Origin of the sequence: Leisingera sp. S232 (genome assembly GCF_049800895.1) — a bacterium.
In the GTDB taxonomy this organism is placed as follows: domain Bacteria; phylum Pseudomonadota; class Alphaproteobacteria; order Rhodobacterales; family Rhodobacteraceae; genus Leisingera.
In genome coordinates, this window is the sequence record NZ_JBNAFX010000012.1 from 86209 (window position 1) to 94475 (window position 8267).

Genomic DNA, 8267 nt, shown 5'->3' on the forward strand with positions numbered 1-8267 from the left:
TCAATTCCCATTCTGCCGCAACTCCCGTAAACAGCTTGCGGCAAAACATATCAGGCTCATGACATACACACCTTTTTTTGTTCACGGTAATGACCGTCCCGCCCGCTGGCTGATCACATGCGACCATGCCTCCAACAACGTGCCGGAGTTTGTCGGCGGCGGCGACCTTGGCCTCCCGCGCGAGGACATGGAGCGCCACATCGCCTATGATGTCGGCGCCTATGAGGTGTCGAAACTTTTGGGCGAAATGCTGGATGCGCCGGTGGTGGCCTCCAACTTCTCCCGGCTGGTGATCGACCCCAACCGCGGCGAAGACGACCCGACCCTCTTGATGAAGCTTTATGACGGCACCATCATCCCCGCCAACCGCCACGCGGGCGAGGCAGAGCTGAAAGCACGGCTGGAGGCCTGCTACCGCCCCTACCACCGGGCACTGGCACGGCTGGCCGAACGCCCCCGCACGGTCATTATCTCGGTCCACAGCTTCACCCGGCAGCTGCGTGGACGGCCTCCGCGTCCCTGGGAGATCGGCATTCTGTTCCCCGAAGGCGAGCGTTTCTCGCCCTTCGTGATTGAGGAGCTGAACCGGCCCGGTGATCTGTGTGTCGGCGTCAATGAGCCCTACACCGGCCATCTTCCCGGCGATGCGATCGAAACCCACGCCACCAAGCCGGGTCGCCCGAACACGCTGATCGAGCTGCGCAACGACCTGATTGCCGAACATAAAGGACAGCAGGAATGGGCTGAACGGCTGGCCGAGGTATTGCCAAAAGCGCTGGAGGCTTCCGGGCTCTGATCCTGTTCGCCCTGGCCATTTCCAACGCCGCAGACGGCGGGAAAATGTTGCAGAACCGGTGCGGCATCCCCATATCCGTAACGGAAACGCGGGACAGATACGGGAAAGGAGCCACCATGGCCCAGGACACCCTTACCGCCTTTTTCGGCTGGCTGACCATCTTGCACATCGGCCTATTCACCCTCTCTACCATCCTGCTGATGCTGCTGCAGGACTGGGTGGCGCGGCTGCACGGCCGCATGTTCGGGCTGGCACCGGCGGATGTCAGCCTGACCATCTACCGCTGGCTCGGCACCTACAAGATCGTGATCTTTGCCACGGCGCTGGGGCCTTGGGTTGCGCTGCAGCTGATCTGATCCGGCGGCCCCGCCCTTTGCCCGTGCCCATTGCCCGCCCCTGCAGCGGCTGCTAGGCCTGTGCCGACGCGCCAACTCACACCGGGACACCAGCGATGGACAAGCAAACCGAGATCGAACTCCAGGCCGCCGCCTTTCGGCGCCTGCAGAAACACCTGATGGAAGACCGCACTGATGTGCAGAACATCGACCTGATGAACATGGCCGGCTTCTGCCGCAACTGTCTGTCGCGGTGGTATCAGGAAGCCGCAAATGAGCGCGGCATCGAGATGGACAAGACCGAGGCCCGCGAAATCTACTACGGCATGACCATGGCAGAGTGGAAAGCCAACTATCAGACTGACGCCAGCGCCGAGACACAGGCCGCCTTTGAGGTGGCATTCAAGGAAAACGTGACCGACAAGTCCTAGGCGCAACCGGCTTGCGCGCAGGCCGCTGCGCCCACAGCACTGCGGCAAAAATCACCGCCCCGCCCGCGATGGTCTGCAGGCCGGGCTGCTCTGCCAGGATCAGAAACGCCAAGAGCGGCGCCAGCGGTGTCTCCAGCGCCGACACCAGCGCGGTTTCCGCTGCGGGCAGCCGCCGCGCGCCCTCGCACAGGGTGACCGAGGCAACGGCAAACACCAGCCCGAACAGAACCAGCACCAGCATTTCGCCCGCCGGCACCGTTGCCACGGGCGCCATCAAGGCAGCCACCGGCAACAGCAACAGCGACGACACTGCATTGGGCAGCGCGGCCTTCACATCCGGCCATGCCCGGTAGCCTGTCATCATCCCTGCCAGCATCAGCGTCATGAACAGCGCCAGCAAATCGCCAGTCAGGCTGCCGCCCGCCAGGCCACCCTGCAGGATCACCGCCACCCCGCCCAGCGAGACAGCGCTGGCCAGCAGAACACGCCGCCCCGGCGCTTCACGCAGCACAACCCAGGCCAGACCTGCCGCAGCAAAGGGGGCGGCCGCATAGATCAGCGCCACATTGGCAACGCTGCTCAGCTTGAAGGCCGGGATGAAGGCTGCGCTGCCAGCCGCGCCCATACCGGAAATCAGCAGGGACCGGCGGTCAAAACTGCGGGCTTCCTCCGTGAATTGCCCGCGCAGCGCCAGCCAGGCCAGCGTGAACCCGGCAGCGGCAAAACCGCGCCAGAAGATCACCACCCAGGCCGTGGCCGTGACAGAGCGGGTAAAGATCCCCGCAGTGCTGAACACCAGCGCTGAAACGGTCACCAGAACAAGTCCTGCCATACGTTGCGACTGAATGGATGCATCCATGTTTCCCGGCCTCCTGAAGGGTCCGGTCCCTGCTAGCACCCTGCTGCTGCCATCTGCCTGTCAGCAGCGCATCCACCGCATCTGGGCCGCCAATTGCCCCGCATGAAAAAAAGGCCGCCCCTTCTGGGCGGCCGCTGCAAAATGTCTTCCTGAAAACCCCGGACCGCAAATCCGCGGCAGGGCGCGCCCCCCAACAGCGCGCCTAGCCGCGCAAACGGCCCAGAAGCCGGGCAGCCAATGCACCGGAAGCCGGACGCTCCCTCCCCAGAAGCTTGCCTGCCAGCCAGCCCCGGCTGTCAGGCGCCCCGGCGCGATCAGCATGCTCTGCTTCTTCCGCAGTCAGCACCTGGCGAACAACAGCCAAAATCTCCGCGTCGCTCGGCTCTGCGGCCGGGCTGTTCACGGCTTCCCCGGTTTCCGGCTGATAACATGTTTGCATCTGGCATCTCCACGGTTTGCGGCTCTGGCGCGCTTCCCCCCCCCGGGCCAGCCCCATCGCCTGCAATCAAAGTACCGCAATCAGCTGCCAACGGGTGCAGTTTGTATAAAATTAGTTAAAATCTGGAGCTGAGAGAGCGCATCAGATGACAATCCAGTCACTGGATGCACATTGTTGCCTAATGTGGGAAAATACCGCCCCGTGACATGCCTTTTGCCGACATCATCACCTGCATTTTCACCTGCATTGGTGGCCCGGAAAATCAGAATTGATTCTCTATTTAATGGAAAGGCCGCCCCACAGGGACGGCCTTTCCAATACATCTCAGCAAACAGCCTCAGACGGCTTTCTTGCGGCTTTCTTCCAGATAGATCTCACGCAGGCGCTTGGCGATCGGGCCCGGAGTGCCATCGCCCAGCGCCACGCCGTCGATTTCCACCACCGGCATCACAAAGGCCGAGGCCGAGGTGGTGAAGGCTTCGTCTGCTTCCTTTGCCTCGTCGATGGTGAACAGGCGCTCTTCGATTTCCATCTGCGCTTCTTCTGCCAGACGCAGCACCGCGGCGCGGGTGATGCCATGCAGAATGTCGTTGGACAGCGGACGGGTCACGATCTTGCCGTTCTTGACGTAATAGGCGTTGTTCGAGGTGCCTTCGGTCACATGGCCGTCCTCGATCAGCCAGGCATCATCGCAGCCCGCTTTCTTGGCCATCATTTTGCCCATGGACGGATACAGCAGCTGCACGGTCTTGATGTCGCGGCGGCCCCAACGGATGTCCTCGATCGAGATGATCTTGGCACCCTTCTTGGCCGCCGGGCTGTCGGCCAGGCCAGGTTTGTTCTGGGTGAACAGCACCAGGCTCGGCGGCGTGTCAGCAGAAGGGAACACAAAGTCGCGGTCGCCATCGGAACCGCGCGAGACCTGCAGATAGACCAAGCCTTCTTCGATGCCGTTCAGCTCCACCAGCTTGCGGTGGATTTCCAACAGCTCGTCCTTGGTACAGGGCGACGGCATGTCGAGTTCGTTCAACGAGCGCTCCAGGCGCACCGCGTGGCCTTCAAAATCGATCAGCTTGCCGTCCAGAACCGAAGTCACCTCATAGACCGCATCGGCAAACAGGAAGCCGCGGTCGAAGATCGAAACCTTGGCCTCATTTTCCGGCAGGTATTCGCCATTCACATAAACGGTACGGGTCATGGTATTCTCCTCAGCCCCAGAGTGCAGCCACTGGCGGGTGCACGCCATCGGCATCAAATGTCAAAGGTTCGTCGCGGTCTTCGGCCAGCAGGAGCGGCCCGTCAAGATCCGTTACCGCCGCACCCTGCGCCACAAGCGTCGCCGGCGCCATCGCCAGCGAAGATCCGACCATGCAGCCCACCATCACCTGATAACCTTCGGCCAGCGCCTGATCGCGCAGCTTCAGCGCCTCAGTCAACCCGCCGGTTTTGTCCAGCTTGATGTTGACCACATCGTATTTGCCTTTGAGCTTGGGCAGGCTCTCGCGGTCATGGCAGCTCTCATCTGCGCAGACCGGCACCGGGCGCTCCATGCCAATGAGAGCGTCGTCCTCGCCAGATGGCAGCGGCTGCTCGACCAGCTCCACCCCCAGGCGCACCAGATGCGGTGCCAATTCGGCGTAAACCTCTGCCGACCAACCCTCGTTGGCGTCGATGATGATCTTGGCATCCGGCGCACCGGCGCGCACCGCTTCCAGGCGGGGCATATCGTCCGGGGTGCCAAGCTTGATCTTCAGAAGCGGGCGAAACGCGTTTTCCGCCGCCTGTTTCTGCATGTTTTCGGGCGTATCCAGCGACAGCGTATAGGCGGTGATCTCAGCCTTGGGTTCCGGCAGCCCGGCCAGTTCCCAGACACGTTTACCGGCCTGTTTCGCTTCCAGATCCCACAGCGCGCAGTCGACCGCATTGCGCGCGGCGCCAGCGGGCAGCAGCGACTGCAGCTCTTCGCGGGTGAAATCGGCAGGCAGGCCATCGATTTCCGCGGTCACGCTTTCCAGAGTTTCATTATAACGGGCATAGGGCACACATTCGCCCCAGCCGGTCACGCCGTCCTTTTCGACACGGACGGTCAGGACTTTGGCTTCGGTGCGCGAGCCGCGCGAGATGGTGAAGACCTGCGCCAGCTTAAAGACGTCCGGCGTCACGGTGACATTCATATCCATTCCTTTCGACGGAAAAAGGGCGTCTGTTTCCAGACGCCCCTTACAAATCAGACTGCGGCCAGCGCGTCTACCAGACGGCCTGCGCCGTGGCGGTAGGGGTCAACAGCAGGCAGGCCCATGCGCTCTTCGACTTCGGCCAGATATTTCACGGCTTCGTCTTCGCTGAGATGCTGGGTGTTCACAGAGATGCCAACGATCTGGCAGGCCGGGTTGGCACGCTGTGCCAGCGGCAGGGCCACGTCGCGCAGCTCTTCCAGGGTCGGCACGTCATATTCCGGCAGGCCGCGCATATGGGTGCGGGTCGGCTCGTGACACAGGATCAGCGCGTCGGGCTGGCCGCCGTGTACCAGTGCCATGGTCACACCAGAATAAGACACATGGAACAGCGAGCCCTGGCCTTCGATCAGGTCCCAGTGGTCTTCGTCGTTGTCCGGGGTCAGATACTCAATCGAGCCTGCCATGAAGTCGGCAATGACCGCGTCCAGCGGCACGCCGTGGCCGGTGATCAGGATGCCGGTCTGGCCGGTGGCACGGAAGGTCGACTTCATGCCGCGCTCGCGCATCTCGTTGTCCATCGCCATGGCGGTGTACATCTTGCCGACCGAGCAGTCGGTGCCAACCGCCAGGCAGCGCTTGCCGGTGCGAGGCTTGCCGTTGGCAATCGGGTAGCCGACAGTGGGAACGCGTACGTCATGCAGGGTGCCGCCGTGGGTCTGGGCAGCTGCCACCAGATCACCTTCGTCGCGCAGCAGGTTATGCAGGCCGGAAGCCAGGTCATAGCCCATTTCCAGCGCTTCAATCAGCACTTCCTTCCAGGCCTCGGAAATCACGCCGCCACGGTTGGCAACGCCGATCACCAGGGTCTTGGCTCCGGCTTCCTTGGCTTCGGCCAGAGTCATGTCCTTGATCCCCAGGTCCGCGCCGCAGCCCGGCAGGCGGATCTGGCCAACCGCATGGTCAGGACGCCAGTCACGGATGCCAATGGCCACTTTGGCAGCCAGCATGTCAGGCGCGTCGCCCAGGAACAGCAGATAAGGGGTCTCGATCATCGCGCTCATCCTTCGAGTCAAATTGGTCGCGCTAATTTCGGGCTAATTCTGCGCAAAGTCCTCTCGAAATCGCGCAAGAAAGTTGCCTGAGTGCGATTTTCTTCGCCAGATCCGCCAAGTTGGCGAAGATTCTCCCCTCATCCCACCCCTAACAGACGCTTCCTCCTCTCCGCTCCGTGATGCAGGCTGCAGCACAGCAGGCCAGGCCACACCGATGATCCCCATAGCCTGGAGCTCTCCTGTCTCCTTGGGCGCATCAGATGCGGCGCGGTGGGAAATGGCGATAAGCGCAACGGTTATCCCGACTGCGCACAGCAGTTGTTTCAGCCCCCTGCCTGCGCGATGCAGCATCGCAGTGGCGGTTTCACGCAGAAGTGCAACTGCGCCGACACACAAAAAATTGCCGCAACGCGGCGTTTCGTGCCGCAGGTGCAAAATCCACTTGCAAGAGGGCGCGCAATTTAATAACTCCACGAATGAAAATTCTGCAATTTCCTTACCCCAGGAGGTTTCCGCATGTCATTCCGCATCCAGCCCGCCGCTCCTGCGCGCCCCAACCGCTGCCAGCTGTTCGGCCCCGGCTCCAAAGTCAAACTGTTCGAGAAGATGGCCGCCTCGGCGGCTGATGTCATCAACCTGGACCTTGAGGATTCGGTGGCACCGGATGACAAGGATCAGGCCCGCGCCAATGTGATCGAAGCGATCAACAGCGTGGACTGGGGCAACAAGTATTTGTCGGTGCGCATCAACGGGCTCGACACGCCCTACTGGTACCGCGACGTGGTGGATATTCTGGAGCAGGCAGGCGAGCGGCTGGATCAGATCATGATCCCCAAGGTTGGCTGCGCCGAAGACGTTTATGCGGTGGACGCGCTGGTCACCGCGATTGAACGTGCCAAAGGCCGCACCAAGCCAGTGTCCTTTGAGGTGATCATTGAATCTGCCGCGGGCATCGCCCATGCCGAGGACATCGCCAAATCCTCCCCCCGCCTGCAGGCGATGTCGCTGGGCGCTGCGGATTTTGCCGCCTCGATGGGGATGCAGACCACCGGCATCGGCGGCACCCAGGAAAACTACTACATGATCCGCGACGGCCAGAAGCACTGGTCCGACCCCTGGCACTGGGCGCAGGCCGCCATCGTCGCCGCCTGCCGCACCCATGGCATCCTGCCGGTCGACGGCCCGTTCGGAGATTTCTCGGACGAAGACGGCTATATCGCGCAGGCGAAACGCTCTGCCACCCTGGGCATGGTTGGCAAATGGGCAATCCACCCCAGCCAGATCACGCTGGCCAATCAGGTCTTCACCCCCTCGGACGAAGCCGTGCAGGAAGCCCGCGAAATCCTGGCCGCAATGGAAGAGGCCAAGGCCTCCGGTGCCGGTGCCACAGTGTACAAGGGCCGTCTTGTGGATATCGCCTCGATCAAGCAGGCTGAGGTCATTGTGGCGCAGGCCGAGCTGATTGCGGGCAGCTGACGCCGGACCTCGACGAATGGTTTCAAGAGCGCCCCGCGGGGGCGCTCTTTTTTGGGTGGAGACCAAGATCCCGGATTTGACCTTGCGGCATATGGCTCACATGCACGTGGATATCTTTCACGCTTTGGCACCGGAGGCGGGACTGGACCAGCAGATGCACACCGACTGGCGAGCGCCGGCGCGGGGTGGCATCGATGCCCCCTCCTTGAGCGCTGTGCTTGCCGCTGCTGCCGCGCAATGAGTATTTGAGGAAAGATGAAACACGGAAGCTTTTCACCTTTCCCAAATACTCAAAATCCAACAGTGCCGGAAATCACCCCCGCAGATCCTTGGGCGAGCCCATCACCACATATGTGGTGATCGCGGTGACATAGGGCGAAGTGCCGAGAATATCAGTGTGGAACTGTTTGTAACTGGGCAGATCAGCACATTCGACCCGCAGGAGGTATTCGATGGGGCGTTGTTGCACAAAGGCCGTAGAGGATTCACTTTGCGAATCCCGTAGGTTAGATCGGCGGCATGCCGAAGCCTGCCTCTTCCCGCTATCGAACAACGAACTGGTCCAACTATAACGCATCACTTCGAAAGCGCGGCTCTCTGCTGGTCTGGTTTGACCGCGACATGACCTGGTTCGCCGAGCGATGCGGCAAACGCGGACGACCGGAGACCTTCTCCGATGCGGCCATCCAGTTCTGCCTTAGT

The 8267-nt window shown here is 61.8% G+C and carries 12 protein-coding genes and 1 pseudogene; 6 read left to right on the top strand and 7 right to left on the bottom strand.

Annotation, left to right across the window (positions count from 1 at the left end):
- The first annotated feature begins 58 nt into the window (after positions 1-58).
- The 3 genes from ACP151_RS10035 (at position 59) to ACP151_RS10045 (ending at position 1562) form a co-directional block, all read left to right on the top strand.
- Positions 59-796 (top strand): N-formylglutamate amidohydrolase, encoded by a 738-nt coding sequence (locus ACP151_RS10035; RefSeq protein WP_424978765.1) that lies wholly within the window; start codon positions 59-61, stop codon positions 794-796.
- 116 nt (positions 797-912) lie between these two features.
- A complete protein-coding gene (locus ACP151_RS10040) occupies positions 913-1152 on the top strand; it encodes a DUF6868 family protein (RefSeq protein WP_424978766.1) in 240 nt (79 codons plus the stop codon).
- 95 nt (positions 1153-1247) lie between these two features.
- Entirely contained in the window at positions 1248-1562 is a 315-nt protein-coding gene (locus tag ACP151_RS10045) for a DUF1244 domain-containing protein (protein ID WP_424978767.1), read from the top strand.
- Here ACP151_RS10045 and ACP151_RS10050 read toward each other — a convergent pair.
- From ACP151_RS10050 to dgcN, 6 genes are all read right to left on the bottom strand, one after another.
- Positions 1534-2421 carry a DMT family transporter gene (locus ACP151_RS10050; protein ID WP_424978768.1) on the bottom strand — a complete coding sequence of 296 codons (888 nt, stop codon included), beginning with the start codon at positions 2419-2421 and terminating at the stop codon, positions 1534-1536. The two genes, ACP151_RS10045 and ACP151_RS10050, sit on opposite strands and share 29 nt — an antisense overlap.
- A 202-nt stretch (positions 2422-2623) precedes the next feature.
- Positions 2624-2860, bottom strand: a complete 237-nt coding sequence (locus ACP151_RS10055) for a hypothetical protein (protein WP_424978769.1) — start codon at positions 2858-2860, stop codon at positions 2624-2626.
- 80 nt (positions 2861-2940) lie between these two features.
- On the bottom strand, positions 2941-3183 hold the full coding sequence (locus ACP151_RS10060) for a hypothetical protein (protein WP_424978770.1): 243 nt from the start codon (positions 3181-3183) through the stop codon (positions 2941-2943).
- A gap of 14 nt (positions 3184-3197) precedes the next feature.
- A complete protein-coding gene (locus ACP151_RS10065; protein ID WP_424978771.1) occupies positions 3198-4058 on the bottom strand; it encodes a D-amino-acid transaminase in 861 nt (286 codons plus the stop codon).
- Between the two features lie 10 nt (positions 4059-4068).
- Complete coding sequence (dgcA, locus tag ACP151_RS10070; protein ID WP_424978776.1) at positions 4069-5034, bottom strand: N-acetyl-D-Glu racemase DgcA; 966 nt, start codon at positions 5032-5034, stop codon at positions 4069-4071.
- Positions 5035-5087: 53 nt separating this feature from the next.
- A complete protein-coding gene (gene dgcN, locus ACP151_RS10075) occupies positions 5088-6089 on the bottom strand; it encodes an N-acetyltransferase DgcN (protein WP_424978773.1) in 1002 nt (333 codons plus the stop codon).
- 516 nt (positions 6090-6605) lie between these two features.
- Here dgcN and ACP151_RS10080 point away from each other — a divergent pair.
- The gene (locus ACP151_RS10080; protein WP_424978774.1) at positions 6606-7565 is read left to right on the top strand and encodes an L-malyl-CoA/beta-methylmalyl-CoA lyase; all 960 of its coding nucleotides are present in this window, start codon (positions 6606-6608) and stop codon (positions 7563-7565) included.
- A gap of 91 nt (positions 7566-7656) precedes the next feature.
- Positions 7657-7806 carry a hypothetical protein gene (locus tag ACP151_RS10085; protein ID WP_424978775.1) on the top strand — a complete coding sequence of 50 codons (150 nt, stop codon included), beginning with the start codon at positions 7657-7659 and terminating at the stop codon, positions 7804-7806.
- A gap of 72 nt (positions 7807-7878) precedes the next feature.
- Here the strand turns inward: ACP151_RS10085 and ACP151_RS10090 are convergent.
- Positions 7879-8019 (bottom strand): annotated as a pseudogene (locus ACP151_RS10090) (Lrp/AsnC ligand binding domain-containing protein); the annotation flags it as partial.
- 65 nt (positions 8020-8084) lie between these two features.
- Between ACP151_RS10090 and ACP151_RS10095 the strand changes: the two are divergent.
- The coding region (locus tag ACP151_RS10095) for a transposase (protein WP_424976771.1) at positions 8085-8267 on the top strand (183 nt) is incomplete at its 3' end.